This window comes from Kitasatospora sp. NPDC038210, assembly GCF_055600605.1.
In genome coordinates this window covers 399,063-416,928 of record NZ_JBVJYK010000001.1, presented here as the reverse complement: position 1 = coordinate 416,928, position 17,866 = coordinate 399,063, and the positions used below count along the sequence as shown (strand labels likewise).

Genomic DNA, 17,866 nt, shown 5'->3' with positions numbered 1-17,866 from the left:
TATTTCGACATAATCAAACACGATTGCCACCTACGGTCAACACCAGCAGCTTTGAAACGGAACAGAGTATGCCCCGAGCGTCGAGTTCCTGACCTGCAGATCCACGTCTGTTGACAAGCGATCGTATATGTTTGATTCTGTTGAAGATCGGCACAGGCTGGCCGACGTCCCCCGCATAAGGAGTACGGCGGTGCACAAGACCGCGACCACGTTGGCCGACGGCCGCGAACTCTTCTACTACGACCGGACGGCCGGCACCGTCCGCGACGCCGTGGACGAACGCCCGCTGGAACCCACCGCGAGCCTCTCCGAGACCCGGCTCGACCCGGTGCTCGGCGAGTGGGTGACCGTCGCCGCCCACCGCCAGCAGCGGACCTACCACCCGCCGGCCGGCGAGTGCCCGCTCTGCCCCTCCCGGGACGGACGGCTCAGCGAGATCCCGGCCGCCGACTACCAGGTCGCGGTCTTCGAGAACCGCTTCCCCTCCCTCGCCCTGGACTCGGCCGCGCACGTCGAGGCCCACGACGACGACCCGCTGCGCACCCTCCGGCCCGGCACCGGCCGCTGCGAGGTGGTCTGCTTCGCCCCCGACCACGACGCCTCCTTCGCCGACCTGGACGAGGCCGGCGCCCGCCTGGTCCTGGACGCCTGGACCGACCGCACGGCCGAACTCTCCGTCCTGCCCGACGTCCGGCAGGTGTACTGCTTCGAGAACCGCGGCGCGGAGATCGGCGTCACCCTGGCCCACCCGCACGGCCAGATCTACGCCTTCCCCTTCGTCCCCTCCCGCACCGCCCGGATGATCCGCCGGGCCGAGGCGCACCGCGCGAGCACCGGCCGGAACCTCTTCGAGGACCTGCTCGCCGCCGAACGGGCCACCCCCGAGCGACTGGTCCTCCAGGGCGAGCACTGGACCGCCTTCGTCCCGTTCGCCGCCCGCTGGCCGTACGAGGTCCACCTCTACCCCCACCGCCGGGTCCGCGACCTCACCGCACTGGACGAAGCCGAGCGCGCCGAGTTCCCCGGCCTGTACCTCGACCTGCTGCGCCGCTTCGACCGGCTGTTCCCCGCACCCGACGGCGCCGCCCCGAACCGGACCCCGTACATCTCGGCCTGGCACCAGGCACCCGAGGACGGCGGCGAGGAACTCGCCCTGCACCTGGAGCTGTTCACCATTCGGCGCGCCCCTGGCAAGCTCAAGTACCTGGCGGGCGTGGAATCCGGACTCGACGCGTTCGTCACCGACGTGAGCCCGGAGGCCGCCGCCGAGCGGCTGCGTGACGCCGTGCCCCACTGAACCGGCACCCAGGAGGAATCCTCATGGCCGTGGATCGAACCGTTCTGACCGGCGCCCGACTCGTCCTGCCCGGCGGCGTCGTCGAGGACGGCCGCCTGACCGTCGAGGGCGACCGCATCACCGGCCTCGACGGCCCCGCCGAACCCGGCGACCTCGACCTGACCGGTCACACCGTCGTCCCCGGCTTCGTGGACCTGCACGTCCACGGCGGCGGCGGCGCCTCCTACGCCTCCGGCATCGCCGAGGAGGCCCTGCTCGCCGCCCGGACCCACCTGCACCACGGCACCACCACCACCGTCGCCTCCACCGTCACCGGCGAGATCGACGAACTCGCCCGCCAGGCCGCCGTCCTCTCCGAACTCGTCGAGGACGACGTGCTGGCCGGCATCCACTTCGAGGGCCCCTTCATCTCGCACAACCGCTGCGGCGCCCACCGCCCCGACCTGCTGCGCGAACCCGACCCGGCCCTCGTCCGCAAGCTCGTCGACGCCGCCCGCGGCCACGCCGCCATGGTCACCCTCGCCCCCGAACTCCCCGGCGGCCTCGACTCGGTGCGCATGCTCGCCGACCTCGGCATCATCGCCGCCGTCGGCCACACCGACTCCGACTACGCCACCACCCTCCAGGCCATCGACGCCGGCGCCACCGTCGCCACCCACCTCTTCAACGCCATGCCGGCCATCGCCCACCGCGCCCCCGGCCCGATCGTCGCCCTGCTGGAGGACGAGCGGGTCACCGTCGAGCTGATCAACGACGGCGTGCACCTGCACCCCTCCGTCCTCGACCTCGCCTACCGCACCGCCGGCCCCCACCGCGTCGCCCTGATCACCGACGCCATGGGCGCCGCCGGCATGGACGACGGCCTCTACCCCCTCGGCCCCCTCCAGGTCCGGGTCAAGGACGGCGTCGCGATGCTGCCGGACGGCAGCTCCATCGCGGGCTCCACCCTCACCCTGGACCGGGTGTTCCGAAGAGCCCTCACCATCGGCAAGCTGACGCTCGGCCAGGCGGTGGAGTCGCTGTCCGCCACCCCGGCCCGGCTGCTCGGCCTCGACGACCGCATCGGCTCGCTGGAGACCGGCAAGCTCGCCGACCTCGTGGTGGTCGACTCCGGGAGCTTCGAGCCGGTCGCCGTCATGCGCCGCGGCCGCTGGGCCCGCGGCGCCGACCGGTTCTCCACCGTGAAGCCGGCCTGACCGAACCCCCCGGGCAACGCCGACGGCCGCCCTCCCCGCTGCGGGGAGGGCGGCCGTGGTGCGTCCGGACGGCGGACGCGCCCGGGTCAGGCGAGCGACCACCGCTGCAGCGGTGAGCCGGTGTCCGGCTGCTGGGTCACCGGGGCGCCGTCGGCGGTCGAGGCGGTGGTGAGCAGCAGTCCGCTGCTCGCCGAGGTGACGGTGTACGAGCCGTCGGCCGTCCGCCGGACCTTCCAGTGCTGGTTGGCACCGCCGCTGCACGGCCACTGGATGATCCGGGCGCCGGCGGCGGTGGAGCCGCCGTTGACGTCGGCGCACATCGACGAGAGGCCGTTGACCAGCTCGTAGCTGCCGTCCGGCTGCCGGCGGAACTGCCAGAGCTGGTTGGTGGCGCCGGACGCGGTCCAGGTGATGAGCCCGTTGCCGGCGGCGGTGCTGCCGTCCGCGTCGTCGAGGGCCTTGCCGCCGGTGGTCAGCGTGTGGTTCCCGCCGAGGTCCGGCTCGACCGTCCAGGTGAAGCCGGCCGAGGCACTCGCGGTGCCGGAGGAGGCGGTGACGGTGACGGTGGAGGTCCCGGGGGCGGTCGGGGTGCCGGTGATCAGGCCGGCGGGGCTGACGGAGAGCCCGGCGGGCAGGCCGGTCGCCGTGAAGGTGAGCGGCTTGCCGGCGCTGTCGGTGGCGCCGAGCTGCACCGAGGCGGCCTGGCCCACGGTGCCGGACTGGTCGCCGGGGCCGGCGAGGACGACCGCCTCGGGGGCCGCACCGGTCGGGGCGAAGGAGAGGGTCTGCTCGGCGGCGGTGCGGCCGGCACCGACCGTGCTGCCGGTGCTGTCGCTCCAGGTGCGGGCGGGCGTGGTCTCGGCGAGCCGGCCGGAGCTGCCGGACATGCCGATCACCAGGCCGCTGTAACGGTTCACCAGCTGGAAGCGGCCCTTGCCGGCCTTGCTGGGGAGGATGAACCACTGCTGGCCGACGGTGGCGTTCCCGCCGACGGCGGCGGTGGCGGTCAGTGCGGCGCCCCAGGCCCGGCCCGCCGTCGAGGCGGAGTCGACGTCCAGCAGCTGCCCGGTGGCGGCGTTGGCGATCCGGTAGGAGCCGTCGCCCTGGGCCAGGAACCGCCACGACTCGCGGGCGGAACCGCCGGGCTTGGCCCCGGAGGTGACCGCGGAGCCGCCGGCGGCCTGGGTGAGGACCCGGCCGTTGCCGCTCTGGATCCGGTAGGTCCGCGTCAGGTCGACCGGTGGGGCGGCCGGCCCGGAGGAGCCGATGGTGATGTCGGCGTACTCGCCGTCGGAGCCGGCGCAGGCGATGGAGCAGTACGAGCGGAAGGTCTTGCCGAGGACGGTGCCGCCGGTGCGGCTCGCGGGGTCGAGCATCCAGCGGTACCAGGAGCCGGAGGTGTAGCCGCTGCCGCTGTCGCCGATCAGGCTCCACTGCTGGGTGGCGAGGTCCTTGGTGGCGTAGAACTGCTGCGGGGCGGTGCCGGAGACCACCTCGGGTTCGCCGATGTACAGGCCCAGGTAGGCGTCGTAGGCGATGTTCATGATGAACAGCGGTGACTTGGCCGGGAGCTGACCGGCCTTGACCTGCTGGTCCACGGAGCCCGGGGTGCTCGGGTGGTAGTCGTTCGCGGGCGGGGTGTACCCGGTCGGCGCGGTCGGGGTGACCGGCACCATGTTGCTCTCCAGGCCGCCCCGGCCGGGCTGGGACCAGCTGCCGTCGTACCACTTCTGCCACGAGCCGGGCGCCATCTTCCCCCCGATCGGGGCGCGCGCGACGTGGGCCAGGCCGCCGTTGGAGCCGCCGACACCGGCCTTGGGGACGATCCGGGAGCCGTAGTAGACGTAGAAGTAGCCCGAGGCGGTGTCGACGAACAGGCGGGGGTCGCCGTCGCCGTAGTCGTAGGTCTGGTTGGGGAAGGCCGCGTCGTCGCCCCGCACGGTGCTGTACGGGGAGGTGATGACGTGGTCCTCGATGGTCCAGGTCCGGCCCTGGTCGGTGGAGACGGCGTAGTCGATGGAGTCGTAGTGCAGGCCGTCGCCGAAGGGCTGCGGGGTGAACTCGTTGTGCACCAGCCCGTACCAGTCACCGGTGTCCGGGTCGACCCAGACCCCGACCAGGTCGCAGAAGTTGCGCTGGGAGTAACCGGAGCCCTGCGGCGCGTCGGTGGACTGCACACCGGTGACGCTGTTGTTGCACCGGGCCGTGGTGTCGTCGTTCCGGTCGGTCGGGTCGGCCGGGTTGACGGCGTCGCTGATCGCGGCCGACCTGGTGGCGCTCTCGAAGTCCGCGCCGGTGTAGAAGCTCCACTCCCGGGGGTCCTTCGCGCCGTACAGCGAGTGGGACTGCTGGAAGTAGAACGTGCCGTCCTTGTCGGTGTAGACGCCGGCCGGCGTGTCGTCGGGGTAGGCGTACGAGCCGGTCCCGCCGATCGAGACCGTGTACGTGGTGGGGGCCGGTTTGCCGGCGGCCGGGTTCTCGGCGGGGGCCGGGGCGGCGGCCAGGGTGCCGGCGCCGAGCGCCGCCAGGGTGGTGACGGTGAGGGCGCGGGCCCATCTGGTGCGTCGTGGTGACACTGGTACTCCTCTTCCGTGGCGGGGCGCACCGTTGCGCCCCTGCGGTGGGGGTGCGGAACGGGAGAGTGGTCTGGGGGGTCGGTCAGCCGGGGATCAGCCGTCGGCCATCCGGAAGTCGTACTGCGGCGGCACCGGCGTGCCGGGGTGGACGGCGAGCCAGAGGGTGTCCAGGGAGAGCTCGCCCTCGCGCATGGTGTCGACCTGGATGCCCTCGGCCAGCAGGCGCCGGACGAGGTCGTCGTCGCCGGAGGCGTGCGCCGCCTCCGCCTCGGCCAGCCTGATCCGTCCGTGCGCGCGGTCGGCCGGGGAGAGTTCCGCGATCAGCGCGAGCGCGTCGGCGGGGCGCTCGGCGCGGCGCAACGACTCCAGCGTCTCGATCGTCAACTCCCGCAGTTCGGGGCGGAGTCGGTGGGCCGCAAGCATCAGGTCGGCGGCCGCCTGCGGCTCCGGGGTGAGGAGGGCGAGCGAGCGCAGTGCCCAGGGCGAGGCCTGTGCGGCGACGGAACGCTCGAACGCCTCGCGGGCGGACTCCCGCTCCCCGGCCGCCAGGCGCAGCAGTCCGAGCTGGTACAGCGCGTGCCAGTCGGTCGCGTTGCCCTCCAGCAGCAGCCGCCAGTGTGCCCCGGTGACCGGCTCGGCCGGCGGGTCGCAGACCGGGAGCGTGCCGGTCCCGAGGAGTTGGCGCCAGGGTTCCTGGGCGGCCGCGGGCTCGCCGAAGGGCAGGAGGGGCGAGGCGGGCAGGGCGCCGGCCTCGATCTCCAGCGCGGCCCAGCCGTCGCCCGGGGACAGCAGCTCCTCGGGCTCGCCGAACTGCTCGGCCAGCGCGTCGGCCAGCTCCAGCTCCAGCGGCGGGACCAGCCGGTCCAGCGCCTCGCCGGCGGCCTTCCGGGCGACCTCCCAACTCCCGTGCACCGCAATCGGATCGACCTGCAGCAGCCCGTACGCCTCGGTCCAGGACCAGGTGGCGCCGGCCGGCATCGGCAGGTGTTCCAGCTGGGTACGGGCCAGGCCCGCCTGGATCTCCAGGTAGCCGGTGCCCGGGCCGGAGAGCCACTCCTGCCAGTGCCTGCCGCCGGTGCCGGTGCCCCAGCAGAACAGCTTGCGGCCGCGCAGCCGGGCGGTGGAGGTCTGGACGAGCCCGGTGCCGGCGCGGTCCAGCGCGGCGATCCAGGGGCGGCGGCCGGCGGGGAGGTCGAGGAAGTAGTCGGCGGCGCGCAGGGCCCGGCCGGGGTAGCTGCAGTCGGCGCCGTCGACCTGCGGGAAGGGCACCCGGCGCAGGTCGCTGACGTAGTCGCAGTGGAAGGCGTGGTCGGCCGGGCCGAGGACGCGGACGTCCCGGTCCTCGGGCACGGCGATGTTGGACCACCAGTAGACCGGCGTCTCGGTCGGCGACGGGTTGTGCACGGCGATGCGGACGTACAGCACCGGGGAGCCGGCGGGCAGCCAGGTGTCCATCCGCAGGACGAGGCGCCGCAGCCGCTCGAAGGCGTACATCCGCAGGCCCGGGGTGCCGTCGGGCGCGGTCACCCGGGCGGCGTGCAGTGGCTCGCAGGTCAGCGGCCAGTGCCCGGTGGCGCCGAGGTTCCACTCCACGCCGCCGGCCAGCCAGGCGTCCCGCAGGGCGAGGTTGGCGGGCTGGAGGATCCGGTTGCGGTGCAGCAGCTCCCGTCCGCTCGGCCGGTGGACCAGGGACCACAGCCGCCCGCCGAGGGAGGGCAGGAAGGCCGCGGTGAGGTGCTCGTTCTCCAGGACGACGCAGGGGAGTTCGCGCTCGGCGCGGACGCGGTCGTACCCGCCCTGCCGGGTGTAGGGCAGCAGGGAGTCGGGCACCCCGTACGCCAGGTTGCGGCGCATCTCGTCGTCGACCCCGGCGCCCGCGCCGGTCTGCCGGGGCAGGCCGTGCAGGATCGGCAGGGTGCCGCCGACCGGGTCGGGGGTGCCGTCGATGCGGAGCAGGTCGGTGCGCAGGGTCGAGGTCACTTGCCGATCCCAACTGTCATGCCCTGGATAATCCGTGAGCCCATCCAGGAGAAGAGCGCGATCATCGGGGCGAGGATGATGCAGACCCCGGCGAACATGGTGCCGAAGTCCAGGCCGTTGAACTGCTGTGCCGCGACGAACGAGGAGAGCGCCACCGGGAGGGTGATCCTCCCCTGGCTGTTCGTCAGGACGAGGGCGAACAGGGTCTCGTTCCAGGCGGTGACGAACTGCAGGAGGAAGGCGGTGACCAGTCCGCCGCGGGCGACCGGCAGCACCACCTGGACGAAGGTGCGCAGCGGGCCGGCGCCGTCCAGCACGGCGGCCTCCTCCAGCACGCCGGGGATGCCGCTGAAGAAGCCGGTCAGCAGGAAGACCGTGAACGGCATGGCCAGGCCGACGTAGACCAGGCCCAGGCCGAGGTCGCTGTCGGTCAGGTCCACCCGGGACAGGCCGACGAACAGCGGCACCACCAGGACCTGTCCGGGCACGCCGAGGCCCATCGCGAAGGCCGTCGTCAGCGCCGAGGAGGTCCGCGAGCGGCGCCGGGCGAGGGCGTACGCGCAGGGGGCGGCCAGCGCGACGGCGACCACGGAGGACAGGCCGGCGGTGAGCACGCTGTTGAGGGCCGCCCGCGCGAAGCCGCCCTCGTCGAGCGCGGTGGTGTAGTTCTCGGTCTTCGGGCTGGTCGGCAGGCCGAAGCCGTGCTGCAGGATGTCGGGGCCGCTGCGCAGCGAGGTCAGCAGGACCCACAGGACCAGCAGCAGGTCGGCGGCGACGACGATCCAGACGGCAGCCGTGCCGATCCTGCTCGCGAGTCCGGTGGGTCGGTTACTGCGTCGCACGGGTGGTGACCTTTCCGGTTGCGGTGTGGGGGCCGGGACGCGGCCGGCCGGGGCACGACGTGCCGGGACGCGAGGGGTCAGTACTCGATCGGATCGCGGCGCAGCAGGCGGCGCAGCACCACGGTGATCAGGGTGACCATGGCCAGGCTGACGATCGCGGCGGCGGTGGCGGTGCCCAGCCGCGGGACGGTGCCCTGCGGGAAGGCCTCGGCGTACACGTACACGGCGGTGTTCCAACTGCGCACCGGCGGATAGGCGTTGGTACTGCCGCCGTAGAGCAGGATCAGCTCGAAGATCTTCACCGAGCTGACGGTCCACAGCACCGCGCAGACCGCGATGACGTCCCAGGCGCACGGCAGGGTGATGTGCCGGAAGCGCTGGAAGGGGCCGGCGCCGTCGAGTTCGGCCGCCTCGTAGAGGTAGTCGGGGATCTGGTCGACCGCCGCCATGATGATCGAGGTGTAGTAGCCGGTCGCCGTCCAGACCAGGGTGCCCAGGACCATCGGGAGCAGGTTGTCCGTCGACAGCCACTTGGGCGGCGTGGTCACCCCGAAGAGCTTCAGCGCCTGGTTCACCGGGCCGGTGGGCGAGAACAGGAACCCGGCGGCGATGCCGAAGACCATGCCGTTGACCAGCGAGGGGAAGAACAGCACCGACCGGGCGAAGAGCCTGGCCCGCATCTCGCGCAGCACCAGGGTCAGCGCGAAGCTGAGCACGAAGGTGATCGTGCCGCCGATGACCATCAGTTCGAGCGTGTTGACCAGGGAGGTGCGGAACCTCGGGTCGCGGAACAGCAGGGTGTAGTTCTGCAGGCCGCGCCAGTCCATCTCGCCCATGCCGTCCCACTTGTACAGGCTGGTCCACAGGGCGTAGCCGACCGGGGCGACGAACAGCACCGCGTACACGAGCAGCGCGGGCGCGGTGAACGGCCAGAACACCCGGCGGCGCTGGCGCTCCAGCGGGCCGACGCCGGGGCGTGCGGCGCGCTGGGACCGGCCTCGGGCGGTGTCCGTCCGGGGCGGGTCGTCGATCGTCGTCGCCACCGTCAGCCCTGCGTCCGCCAGTAGGTGACCTGGTCGGCCTTGCACTTGGCGACGAACTGGGCGGCCGTGGTCTTGCCGTGCCAGAAGTCCAGGTAGTTCTCGTTCAGGACCTCGGGCAGCCAGCTGCCGCCGACGCCGTCGAAGCTGAGGCGCAGGGTCGGGGCGTCCAGGGTCTTCTGGACGTCGGCCAGTTCGGCCGGGGCCGGGATGTCGGTGCGCGGGGTGATGTTCAGCGCGGTGGTGGAGATCCCGGACAGGTGCTTCTTCTGCAGGAAGAAGGCGATGAACTTCTGCGCCGCGGCGGCGTTCTTGGCGCGCTTGGGGATCGCGAAGCCGAACAGGCCGGCGTCCGGGGCCTTCGCGGTGGGCGGCAGGATCGACGCCGTCTTCCAGCCGGCCGGGACCTGCTTGGCGATCTCGGAGGTGACGTAGTTGCCGTCCATGTAGAAGGCGGCCTTGCCGGCCGTCCAGTTGGTCTCCTGCGCCGGGAACTTGGTGGCGTCGTAGCCCTCGATCAGGTGGCCGCCCTTGACCAGCTGCTCCACCTTCTGCGCCGCGCCGAGGACCACCGGGTTGTCCCAGGCCGCGCCGGACCTGTCGGCGGAGAGCTCGGAGACGTTCACCCCGGCGCCGTTGAGCAGGTAGTCGAAGAACAGCCCGTTGGTCCACGGGTCCTCGCCCTCGGAGGCGATGCACGCCTTGCCGGCCGCCTTCAGCGCGTCGCAGACCTTGAGCAGCCCGGCCCAGTCGGTGGGCGGGGTCGGCATGGCCGCGGTGACCGCCGGGTCGGCCGCGTTGTAGAACATCGCGTTGGTGACGACCTCGTACGGGATCACGTAGTGGTTCGAGCCGGACGGGTCCTTCGGCAGCATGTCGAAGTACTTGGCCGGGATGACCTGGGAGACCGGGACGTCCTCCTCCGGCACCTGCAGCTGCAGCACCGGCGAGAGGTCCAGGGCCTGGCCCGCCGCGGCGGTGGTGCCGTAGACCTTGTCGTCGGACTCGTCCCAGAGGTCCGGCGCCTGGTTGGCGGCGATCGCCGGGCCGATCTTCTTGGCGATGTCGCGGCCCGCCCAGGTGACGTTCACCTTGGCGCCGGTGGCGGCGGTGAAGTCGTCGATCGCGGCCTTGATGACCTTGGCCTGCGGCTCGTCCGCGCGCCACATCGACCAGTAGGTGAAGTTGCCGGCGGCCTTCGCGTCGCTCCCCGAGCCGCTGCCGCAGGCGCTCACGCCGAGCACGAGCGCAGCGGCGGTGGCCGCGCCGACGATGCGGGCAGCGGACATCGTTGTTCTACTCATGGGTGGTTCCTCTCGGAGGCGCGAGATGCCGCGCGGACGTTCGTTGCTGCGCGGACGTTTCGTCAGCCGGGGCCCGACGGACGGCGGGGAGCGGCTGGTTGGCTGGGACGATACGGTCGGGTTGACCGGTAAATCAATAGTGCTTGCAGAATCGGCTTCCGGGCCGCTGCACTCCCGGGCGGGCCCTGCCGACAGAACCTCAAGTCATGGTCGGGATTAGGGCAGTGATCAGTATTGACGGGCATTCAGTCGTGCCCTACGTTTCACCGAAAGCAAGTTGACCGGTCAATGCGAGGTATCCATCCATGGTGACGATGCAGGACGTGGCCGAGCGTGCCGGGGTCACGAAGCAGACCGTCTCCAACGTCATCCGGGGGCGGGGGGCCGTGGGCCCGGCGACCGCGGCCCGGGTGCGCGCCGCGATCGAGGAACTGGGGTACACCCCCAATCTGGTCGCGCGATCCCTCGCCACCGGCGCCACCCGGACGGTCGGCCTGTTCGTCCCCACCGTGACGGGCTCCTTCTACGCCGACATCGTCGAGGAGGTCGAGGACGTCCTCGACGAGAACGGCTACCACCTGCTGCTCTGCACCACCCGGCTCGACGGCGAACGCGCCAAGCGCCACCTGGCCGGACTGACCAGCCGCTCGGTGGACGCGCTGCTGATCGCCGGCGACCGCGACCTCATCGACCACCTGCCGCTGCTGGCCGAGGCGTCCTTCCCCGTCGCCCTGTGCGCCTGGGAGACCGACGCCCCCGACCGCTTCCCGGTGGTCACCATCGACTACGAGCGGGCGGGCTTCCTCGCCGGGCGCCACCTGCGCGAACTCGGACACGAACGCGTCGCCGTGCTCGCCAGCCCCGACCACGGCCCACGGGTGGCCGGCTTCCGGCGCGCCTTCGCCGCCGACGGCCTGACCGTCCCCGACGAGGCCGTCCACACGGCGCCCGAGCCCACCCCCGCGGGCGGTTTCGCGGCGGCGACGACGGCGCTGACGGCCGACCCCGGCACCACCGCGTTGTTCGCCACCCACGACGTCCTCGCGCTCGGCGCCCTGGAGGCCGCCCGGGCGGCCGGGCGCTCCGTCCCGCACGACCTGTCGATCGTCGGGCACGACGACAACCCGGAGGTCGGTGTGGCCCGCCCGGCCCTCACCAGCGTTTCCATCCCCAAGCGGGAGATGGCCCGGGAGGCGGTCGAGCTGCTGCTGCGCACCCTCACCCGCTCGGGCAGCCCGGCCAACTCGCTCCAGCTGCTGCGCCCCGAGCTGGTCGTCCGGGCCAGCACCGGCCCCGTCGGCGGGCGCTGACCCGGCCCACCGGCCCACCGGCCCGGCGACCCACCGGCCCGGCGGTGCCGGCTCCCGCTGCGAGCAGTTCCGCGCAAAGATCGTCCCAGGCGCGGGCGGCACTAGACTTCCGTCATGCTCAAAGCTGACCGCACCTCCCGGATCCTCGCGCACCTCACCGAGACGGGCAGCGCCGACGTGCACGAGCTGGCCGAGCTCCTGCAGGTGTCGGCGGCCACCGTCCGCCGTGACCTGCAGGAGCTGCACGACCAGGGACTGCTGCACCGCACCCGCGGCGGGGCGGTCACCGGCGCCGTCAACCTCGAACTGCCGCTGCGCCACAAGCACGGCACGCGGCAGGCGGAGAAGCGGCGGATCGCGCTGGCGGCGGACCGGCTGGTGCCGGACGGCGCGGTGGTGGGCCTCACCGGCGGCACCACGACGAGCGAGCTGGCCCGGGTGCTCGCCGAGCGCGGCGGGATCACCATCGTCACCAACGCCGTGAACATCGCGGCCGACCTGATCGTCCGGCCCGACGTCCGCCTGGTGGTGGTCGGCGGCATCGCCCGCACCACCAGCTACGAACTGGTGGGGCCGGCCGCCGACCGGATGCTCGCCCAGTACCACCTCGACCTCGCCTTCATCGGCGTGGACGGCCTGACCGCCCAGGAGGGCTGCACCACGCACGACGAGATGGAGGCCCAGACCGACCGCGCCTTCCTGCACAGCAGCGCGCGGGCGGTGGTGCTGGCCGACAGCACCAAGATCGGCCGGGTCACCTTCGCCAAGATCTGCCCGCTCGCCAAGGTCCACGACCTGGTCACCGACGACGAGGTGACGGCCGATCAGGAGGAGGCGATCGCCGGCTGCGGAGTGCGGGTCCTGCGCGCCTGACTCCCGTGCACCCGAAGCCCGGCCGGATCCGCCCCGGCCGGGCTTTCTGCTGTCCGACCGGTTGACATGGACTCCTCGACGCAGCAAGCTCGTTCGGAACTGCTCGAAAAAAGCTTCCTTCAAGCATCTCGGATCAACCGATCAAGCGCGTACGAAGGCGGTAACTGCGGTGAAGACACGTGTGCTGGCCCTCTCCACGGCGTGCGCCCTCGGCGCCCTCGCCCTCACCGCCTGCGGAAGCGGCAGTGGCGGCGGCGGGGCGGACGCCGACGGCAAGGTGACGCTCAAACTGGTCGCCGCCGACTACGGCGACAAGGAGTCCAACAGCTCGAAGACCTACTGGAACGACGTCGCCACCGCGTTCACCGCGGCCAATCCGGACATCAAGGTCGACGTCCAGGTGGTGAACTGGAACGACATCGACAAGCAGGTCAAGACGATGATCCAGAGCGGCAACGTGCCGGACGTCCTGCAGACCGGCGGCTACGCCGACAAGGTCGCCGACGACCTCCTCTACAAGGCCGAGGACGTGCTGTCGCCCGCCACCAGGGCCGACCTCATCGACAGCTTCGCCAAGGCCGGCGAGGTCAAGGGCGTGCAGTACGGCATCCCGTTCGTCTCCTCCTCCCGCGCCCTGTTCTACAACAAGGCCGTCCTCCAGCAGGCGGGCATCGACCAACCGCCCACCACCTGGGAGGAGTTGCGCAAGGACGCCGAACAGATCAAGGCCAGGGTGCCCGGCGTCACCCCGTACGCACTGCCGCTCGGCCCGGAGGAGGCGCAGGGCGAGAGCATGCTCTGGGAGCTCGGCAACGGCGGCGGCCCCACCGGCAAGGACGGCGCCTACACCCTGAACAGCCAGGCCGACATCGACACCTTCGGCTGGCTCAAGGCCAACCTGGTCGGCCCCGGCCTCACCTACCCCAACCCGGCCACCACCGACCGCAAGACCGCCTTCGCCGACTTCGCGGCGGGCAAGGCCGCCATGCTCAACGGCCACCCGTCGCTGATCCAGATGGCCAGGGCGGGCAAGGTCGACTACGGCATCGTCCCCGTCCCCGGCAAGGCGGGCCCGCTCGCCTCCACGCTCGGCGTGGCGGACTGGATGATGGCCTTCAAGAAGAACGGCCACCGCGACCAGGTCAGGAAGTTCCTCGACTTCGCGTACACCAAGGACAACCTGCTCAAGTTCGACGAGACCTACAACCTGATGCCGGTCACCCGGAGCGCCCTGGACGACATGACCGCGAGCGGCAGGCACAAGGACCTCGAACCGTTCTTCGCCCTGCTGCCGCACGCCGTCTTCTACCCGCTCGGCGACACCAGCTGGGACGCCGTCTCGGCCGAGCTCAAGAAGGGCATCGGCGCCGCCGTCTCGGGCGACCCGGCCAAGGTCCTCGGCGACCTGCAGAAGAAGGCCCAGGACGCCGTCGCGAACAAGTAGCGGCCCGCGTACGGCCGCGAAGCCGCGAGGCCGTGCACCCGCGAACCCGTGCACCCGTGCACCCGCGAAGCCCTCGAAAGGCACCCCCGTGACCACCGACTCCCCGGCGGCGCCCGCCGACACCGCGCGCCGCCCCGCACCCCCGGGCCCCCGCCCGCCCCGCCCCGCACCCCGGGGCACCCGCCCGGGCCGGCTCGGGCCGCTGCCCTGGATCGCCCCGGCCGTCCTGCTGATCCTCGCCGTCGTGCTGTGGCCCGTCTACGAGATGGTCCGCACCTCCTTCCTGCGCATCAGCACGAGCGGCTTCGTCCGGGGCTCCGCCGGTTCGGACAAGTACCGCAAGCTGTTCGGCGAGACCGACCTCGGCCACGTCCTGATCGCCACGGTGGTCTGGACGGCCGCCGTGGTAGGCCTGACCATGCTGCTCTCGCTCGGCCTCGCCCAGCTGTTCGACCAGCGCTTCCCGGGCCGCCGGTACGCCCGCTGGGCCCTGATCGCCCCCTGGGCCGCGTCCGTGCTGATGACCTCCATCGGCTTCAAGTGGATGCTCGACCGGACCGCCGGCGTGCTCAACACCGCCATGACCGACCTCGGACTGGTCGACGGCCCCCGGGACTGGCTCGGCGACCCCTCGACGGCCTGGCCCTGGATGGTGTTCGTCGCCGTCTTCGTGTCGCTGCCGTTCACCACCTACACCCTGCTCGCCGGCCTGCAGACCGTCCCCGCCGAACTGTACGAGGCGGCCCGGGTGGACGGCGCCTCGCCCTGGCAGACCTACCGGCGGGTCACCCTGCCGCTGCTGCGCCCGGCGTTCCTGGTCGGCGTCGTCATCAACCTGATCAACGTCTTCAACTCCTTCCCCGTCATCTGGGGCATGACCCAGGGCGGCCCGGGCAGCGACACCGCCACCAGCACGGTGTTCACGTACCAGCTGAAGAGCACCGACATCGGCGAGTCCGCGGCCATGTCGGTGGTCAACTTCGCCCTGGTGGTGCTGATGGTCCTGGTCTTCCTGAAGGTCAGCCGCTGGAACGGGGAGGAGAGTTGAGAGCCCGGCGCGGGGGCGGCCGGATCCGGCCGCGCACCGTCGTGCTGGCCGCCGTCGCCTGGCTGCTGGCGGCCGTCTTCCTGCTCCCGTACCTGGAGATGGTCGTCACCGCGCTGCGCCCCGCCGACGAACTGCGCGACGCGGGCTACCTGCCGCGCCACTTCGCCTGGTCGAACTTCGTCGGCGTGTGGCGCGACTCGACCCTCGGCGGGAACCTGCGGGTCACCCTGCTGGTCGCCGGCGGCGCGACCCTGCTGGCCCTGCTGGTCGCCCTGCCCGCCGCGTACTACACCGCCCGGGTCCGGTACCGGGGCCGGCGGCTCTTCCTGCTGCTCGTCCTGGTCACCCAGATGTTCCAGCCGACCTCGCTGCTGGTGGGCCTCTACCGCGAGTTCTACCGGCTCGACATGCTCAACTCGGTCTGGACCCTGATCCTCTGCAACGCCGCCTTCAACCTGGCCTTCGCGGTCTGGATCCTCACCGCCTACATCTCGTCCATCCCGGTGGAGTTGGAGGAGGCCGCGCTGCTCGACGGCCTCGGCCGGCTCGGCGCGCTGCGCCGGGTGGTCCTGCCGCTGGCCGTGCCCGGCGTGGTCACCGCGGTGATCTTCACCTTCATCTCGGCCTGGAACGAGTTCGTGATGGGCCTGACGCTGTCCACCGAGCCGCGGAGCCAGCCGCTCACCGTCGGGATCAACAGCTTCATCGGCAACTACACCGTCGAGTGGAACTACCTGTTCGCCGGATCGGTCGTCGCGATCGTGCCGGTCGTGGTGCTGTTCGCCCTGATCGAGCGGCACGTGGTCTCCGGACTGACCGCCGGATCGGTCAAGTAGCCGGCCACGCCCACGGGTCGAACACCCCCGTCCCTCCGAAGGAGCCCACCGCATGACCTCCGCCACGCCCGCCGGCACCGCCACGCCCTCCCACACCGCCGCCGAGATCGCCTCGCAGCCGGACTGCTGGCGCCGCGCCGTCGACGCCCTGCCCCGGCACGCCGACGCGCTCCCCCGGCGCGGCGAGCGGGTCGCCGTCGTCGGCTGCGGCACCTCCTGGTTCATGGCCCAGGCCTACGCCGCCCTGCGCGAGGGCGGCGGCCACGGGAGCACGGACGCGTTCGCCGCCTCGGAGTTCCCGGCCGGCCGCGCGTACGACCGGATCCTGGCCCTCTCCCGCTCCGGCACCACGACCGAGGTGCTCGACCTGCTCGGCCACGCCCGGACGGCCGGGGTGCCCACCACCGCCGTCACCGCCGACCCCGCCACCCCGGTCATGGCGCTCGCCGACGCCGTCGCCGTGCTGGACTTCGCGGACGAGCGCTCGGTGGTGCAGACCCGCTTCGCCACCAGCGTGCTCGCCCTGCTGCGGGCCCACCTGGAGGCCGAGGGCGCCCGGCCGGACGGCGTCCGCCCGCTGGCCCGGGCCGTCCTGGACGCGGAACGCGCCGTCACGGCGCCGCTGCCCGAAGAGCTCTGCAGCGCCGAGCAGTTCACCTTCCTCGGGCGCGGCTGGACGTACGGGCTGGCGCTGGAGGCCGGGCTGAAGATGCGCGAGGCGGCGGGCGCCTGGACGGAGGCGTACCCGGCGATGGAGTACCGGCACGGCCCGATCAGCATCGCCGCGCCGGGCCGGGTGACCTGGGTGTTCGGCCCGGCACCCGCCGGACTCGCCGAGGACATCACCCGGGCCGGCGCCCTGCTGGTCGCCGAGTCCGGCGACGCCGCGACGGAGTCGGACCCGCTGGCCGACCTCGTCCGGGCGCAGCGGCTGGCCGTCGCGGTGGCCGGGTCGCGCGGCGTCGACCCGGACCGGCCGCGCCACCTCACCCGGTCGGTCGTCCTCGGCGACCGGCACCGGGACTGACCGCCGCCGGCCCGAGCGGCACCCGGCCCGGCCCCCGCCGTGCCCGGTCCCCGTCCTGCCCGATCCCACCCTGCCCGGTCCCGCCCTACCCGGTCCCCGCCGTGCCGACCGGCGCCGCACCGGCCGCCGGAAGCCGCCGCCGTCCCCGTGGAGGAACCCCGTGCCGCTCACCCCGACCGCCGAGATCGTCCGCACGGCCGCCGAACTGGGCGTCGGCGCCGGGGCGTTCGACGTCGTGCAGATCGAGCACGCCCAGGCCATCGTCGCCGGGGCGCAGGCCGCCGGGCGGCCGGTGATCCTGCAGATCAGCCAGACCACCGCCCGCTACCACGGCGGGCTCGAACCGATCGCGCTCGCCGTACTGTCGATCGCCGGCGCGGCGGGCGTCCCGGTCGCCGTCCACCTCGACCGCGCGGAGTCGCCCGAGCTGGTGCGCGAGGCCGTCGGGCTGGGCCTCGGCTCGGTGATGTTCGACGGCTCCGCGCTGCCGTACGAGGAGAACGTCGCCGCGACCCGGAAGGTGGTGGCCCACTGCCACGCGCGGGGCGTCCGGGTGGAGGCCGGGCTGGGCGGGACCGGCGGCACGGACGGCCAGAACGGCCAGGACGGCCAGGACGGCGCCCACGCACCCGGCGTGCGCACCGATCCGGACCGGGCGCGGGGCTTCGTCGCCGCGACCGGGGTCGACGCCCTGGCGGTGACCGTCGGCGGCTCGCCCGCGACGGGCCCCCGGGACGCCGTCCTCGACCTCGCGCTGATCGCCCGGCTGCGCGCGGCCCTGCCCGTCCCGCTGGTCCTGCACGGCTCCTCCGGCGTCGGTGACGCGGGCCTGGCCGCGGCCGTCCGGGCCGGCCTGACGAAGGTCGGCATCGGCCCACGGCTCGACCGGGTGTTCACCGGCGCCGTCCGCGCCCACCTCGACGCCCACCCGGAGGCCGTCGACACCCGCCGCTACCTCTCCCCCGCCCGGGAGGCCGTCGCCGCCGAAGTCGCCCGGCTGCTGCGCCTGCTGGCCCCGTGACCGTGCCCGGCCCGGGCCCCGACCACGCCCGGGCCGGGCACGCTCCCGCACCGCTCCCCCGCCCCAGCCGAC

General features: G+C 72.8%; 14 protein-coding genes. 9 read left to right on the top strand and 5 right to left on the bottom strand.

Annotated features, from left to right (window positions below; translation table 11 throughout):
* The first annotated feature begins 190 nt into the window (after positions 1 to 190).
* Both galT and nagA read left to right on the top strand, forming a co-directional pair.
* Complete coding sequence (gene galT, locus ACZ7KX_RS01780; RefSeq protein WP_470324760.1) at positions 191 to 1,297, top strand: galactose-1-phosphate uridylyltransferase; 1,107 nt, start codon at positions 191 to 193, stop codon at positions 1,295 to 1,297.
* 23 nt (positions 1,298 to 1,320) lie between these two features.
* Entirely contained in the window at positions 1,321 to 2,493 is a 1,173-nt protein-coding gene (gene nagA, locus ACZ7KX_RS01775) for an N-acetylglucosamine-6-phosphate deacetylase (protein WP_470324759.1), read from the top strand.
* Between the two features lie 86 nt (positions 2,494 to 2,579).
* Here nagA and ACZ7KX_RS01770 read toward each other — a convergent pair whose 3' ends face one another.
* From ACZ7KX_RS01770 to ACZ7KX_RS01750, 5 genes are all read right to left on the bottom strand, one after another.
* Entirely contained in the window at positions 2,580 to 5,069 is a 2,490-nt protein-coding gene (locus tag ACZ7KX_RS01770; protein ID WP_470324758.1) for an RICIN domain-containing protein, read from the bottom strand.
* 93 nt (positions 5,070 to 5,162) lie between these two features.
* Positions 5,163 to 7,049 (bottom strand): DUF5107 domain-containing protein, encoded by a 1,887-nt coding sequence (locus ACZ7KX_RS01765; RefSeq protein ID WP_470324757.1) that lies wholly within the window; start codon positions 7,047 to 7,049, stop codon positions 5,163 to 5,165.
* Positions 7,046 to 7,891: a carbohydrate ABC transporter permease gene (locus ACZ7KX_RS01760; protein WP_470324756.1), complete on the bottom strand. Its 846-nt coding sequence runs from the start codon at positions 7,889 to 7,891 to the stop codon at positions 7,046 to 7,048. The genes ACZ7KX_RS01765 and ACZ7KX_RS01760 overlap by 4 nt, the downstream gene beginning before the upstream one ends.
* Before the next feature lie 77 nt (positions 7,892 to 7,968).
* Positions 7,969 to 8,934: a carbohydrate ABC transporter permease gene (locus ACZ7KX_RS01755; RefSeq protein WP_470324755.1), complete on the bottom strand. Its 966-nt coding sequence runs from the start codon at positions 8,932 to 8,934 to the stop codon at positions 7,969 to 7,971.
* Between the two features lie 2 nt (positions 8,935 to 8,936).
* Entirely contained in the window at positions 8,937 to 10,235 is a 1,299-nt protein-coding gene (locus tag ACZ7KX_RS01750; protein WP_470324754.1) for an ABC transporter substrate-binding protein, read from the bottom strand.
* Between the two features lie 305 nt (positions 10,236 to 10,540).
* Here ACZ7KX_RS01750 and ACZ7KX_RS01745 point away from each other — a divergent pair, with 305 nt between their 5' ends.
* From ACZ7KX_RS01745 to ACZ7KX_RS01715, 7 genes are all read left to right on the top strand, one after another.
* Positions 10,541 to 11,545, top strand: a complete 1,005-nt coding sequence (locus ACZ7KX_RS01745; protein ID WP_470324753.1) for a LacI family DNA-binding transcriptional regulator — start codon at positions 10,541 to 10,543, stop codon at positions 11,543 to 11,545.
* Positions 11,546 to 11,659: 114 nt separating this feature from the next.
* Positions 11,660 to 12,418 carry a DeoR/GlpR family DNA-binding transcription regulator gene (locus ACZ7KX_RS01740; RefSeq protein WP_470324752.1) on the top strand — a complete coding sequence of 253 codons (759 nt, stop codon included), beginning with the start codon at positions 11,660 to 11,662 and terminating at the stop codon, positions 12,416 to 12,418.
* Between the two features lie 169 nt (positions 12,419 to 12,587).
* Positions 12,588 to 13,862, top strand: a complete 1,275-nt coding sequence (locus ACZ7KX_RS01735) for an extracellular solute-binding protein (RefSeq protein WP_470324751.1) — start codon at positions 12,588 to 12,590, stop codon at positions 13,860 to 13,862.
* Positions 13,863 to 13,950: 88 nt separating this feature from the next.
* Positions 13,951 to 14,910 carry a carbohydrate ABC transporter permease gene (locus ACZ7KX_RS01730; protein ID WP_470324750.1) on the top strand — a complete coding sequence of 320 codons (960 nt, stop codon included), beginning with the start codon at positions 13,951 to 13,953 and terminating at the stop codon, positions 14,908 to 14,910.
* Complete coding sequence (locus ACZ7KX_RS01725; protein WP_470324749.1) at positions 14,907 to 15,746, top strand: carbohydrate ABC transporter permease; 840 nt, start codon at positions 14,907 to 14,909, stop codon at positions 15,744 to 15,746. Before ACZ7KX_RS01730 ends, ACZ7KX_RS01725 begins: the two co-directional genes overlap by 4 nt.
* A 52-nt stretch (positions 15,747 to 15,798) precedes the next feature.
* Complete coding sequence (locus ACZ7KX_RS01720) at positions 15,799 to 16,773, top strand: SIS domain-containing protein (protein ID WP_470324748.1); 975 nt, start codon at positions 15,799 to 15,801, stop codon at positions 16,771 to 16,773.
* Positions 16,774 to 16,933: 160 nt separating this feature from the next.
* Entirely contained in the window at positions 16,934 to 17,794 is an 861-nt protein-coding gene (locus ACZ7KX_RS01715; protein ID WP_470324747.1) for a class II fructose-bisphosphate aldolase, read from the top strand.
* Positions 17,795 to 17,866: the final 72 nt, after the last annotated feature.